General features: G+C 67.9%; 1 protein-coding gene and 2 pseudogenes. All 3 read right to left on the bottom strand.

The genetic code is table 11. The annotated features are described in order from the left end of the window. Positions 1-42: 42 nt before the first annotated feature. Positions 43-315, bottom strand: a pseudogene (locus tag G3N93_RS39210) (thiamine phosphate synthase); the annotation flags it as partial. A 22-nt stretch (positions 316-337) separates the two neighbouring features. Further along, positions 338-1,681 (bottom strand): hemolysin family protein, encoded by a 1,344-nt coding sequence (locus G3N93_RS39205; protein ID WP_011355838.1) that lies wholly within the window; start codon positions 1,679-1,681, stop codon positions 338-340. A 76-nt stretch (positions 1,682-1,757) separates the two neighbouring features. Continuing rightward, positions 1,758-1,931: pseudogene (locus G3N93_RS41915) on the bottom strand (sensor histidine kinase); the annotation flags it as partial.

Below are 1,931 nucleotides of genomic sequence, written 5' to 3'. Positions count from 1 at the left end.
GCGCACACTCTTTACCTACTCGACGTTTTTCGGATCTTCGGGATGCCAGCCGGCGCCGTCGAGCCGCATCACGCCGGCCGCATCGATCGGGCCGTTCAGCGTCAGGTGTGCGCCGGCCGCGTTGCAGCGCGCGAGCGCTTCGGCGGCGAGTCGCGCGAACGCGGCTGCATCGAGCGATTTCACGCGCAGTTGCACGAGCGTCTCGCCGCGCGCGAGCACGGCGGACAGCCGGTCGAGGAACGCCGCGCCATCGGCTGCCGACGCGGACGCCGGTTCCGGCGTGATCACGCAGCAGCGCGGCAGCGTGGCGTTCATCGCGTGCGGCGAAGCGCGGCCGTCACTCGTCGGCCTCTTTCGCGATCTTCGGGTAGACGCGCACGAGCACGATGCGCGGCCCGTTCATCTTCTTCACGACGACGTCGAAGCGGTCGAACGACACGCGCTGCCCTTCGGTCGGCAGGTCGCTGAGCGCCTGGATCACGAGGCCGCCGACCGATTCCGCGCGGCCTTCGTCGATGTCGATGCCGAGCGCCTGTTCGAGCGACACGACCGGCAGGCTGCCCTTGCCCATCAGCGTGCCGTCGTCGAGGCGGCTCCAGTCGGCGTCGCCCTGGCGGAACTCGTCGTGGATCTGGCCGACCAGTGCGCCGAGCAGGTTGTCGAGCGTCAGGAAGCCGATCGGCTTCTCGCCCTTGTTGCCGACCAGCGCGAAGTGCGGCGCGCCCTTGCGGAAGCGGCGGAACAGGTCGAGTGCCGGCGTGTCGGGCTTCACGTACTGCACGGGGCGTACGTAGTCCGACAGGTCTTCGAGCGCCGCGCCCGCATGACGTGCGAGCAGCAGGTCCTTCAGGTGGATCAGCCCGCTCACCTGCTCGCGCGACGCGTCCTCGAACAGCGGATAGCGGCTGAAGCGGTGCCGCGCGACGATCTCCATGTTGTCGGGCAGCGGCAGGTCGCGGCGCAGACCGATCATTTCATGGGCCGGCCGCATCAGGTCCGACACCGTCATCGACGAAAAATCGAGCGAATGCGCGAGTGTGTTCCACTCGTCGTTGCTGTACGTGCCGCGCGCCGGCTGGGCCGGATTGCCGGCCGTGCTGCGGCGGCTGCGCAGGATCAGCTTCAGCTCGTCGGTCGAGTAGTGGGCGTCGCCGCCGTGGTCGGCGGACAGCCCCGCGAGCCGCAGCACCGCGTTGGCGCTGTTGTTGAGCACCCAGATCGCCGGATACATCGCCCAGTAGAACGCATAGAGCGGCAGCGCGACCCACAGGCCGACCTTCTCCGACTGGCGGATCGCCATCGATTTCGGCGCCAGCTCGCCGACGACGATGTGCAGGAACGAGATCAGCGAGAACGCGAACACCAGCGAGATCAGGTGCACGACGCGTTCGGACTGCACGCCGATCAGGTCGAGCAGCGGGCCGAGCAGTTGTGCGAAGGCCGGTTCGCCGACCCAGCCGAGGCCGAGCGACGCGAGCGTGATGCCGAGCTGGCACGCGGAAAGATACGCGTCGAGCCGGCCGTGCACGATACCGAGGATGCGGCCGCGCAGGCCGTGCTTGCGGGCCAGTGTCTTGACGCGCGTGGCGCGCAGTTTGACGAGGCCGAATTCGGCCGCGACGAAGAACCCGTTCAGGGCCACCAGGAACAACGCGCCGATGAGCGCGAAGATCTGTAACAAAGAAACACTCCGGTTATGACAGGCCCATCAGTATAGAGCCAGAAAGGAATTTGTAATGTGTCGGGCGGCCGATTGCTTACACCGGCGCCTCACCGGGGACGGAGAACGTGAGGGTGGCGGTGGCGCCGTCGGCGAACGCGTCGTGCGAGAACGTGCCGCAGTGTGCGAGCGCGACGCGCTGGCAGAGCGCGAGCGTCCAGGCGATCCGCTTGGCGTCGCGCTCGCGCAGCATCTCGCGTCGTGCGAACGA

Source organism: Burkholderia sp. Se-20378, assembly GCF_017104665.1.
Lineage (GTDB): Bacteria > Pseudomonadota > Gammaproteobacteria > Burkholderiales > Burkholderiaceae > Burkholderia > Burkholderia lata.
Note: the sequence above shows the minus strand (reverse complement) of the source record. Positions and strands in the feature narration are given on the sequence as shown.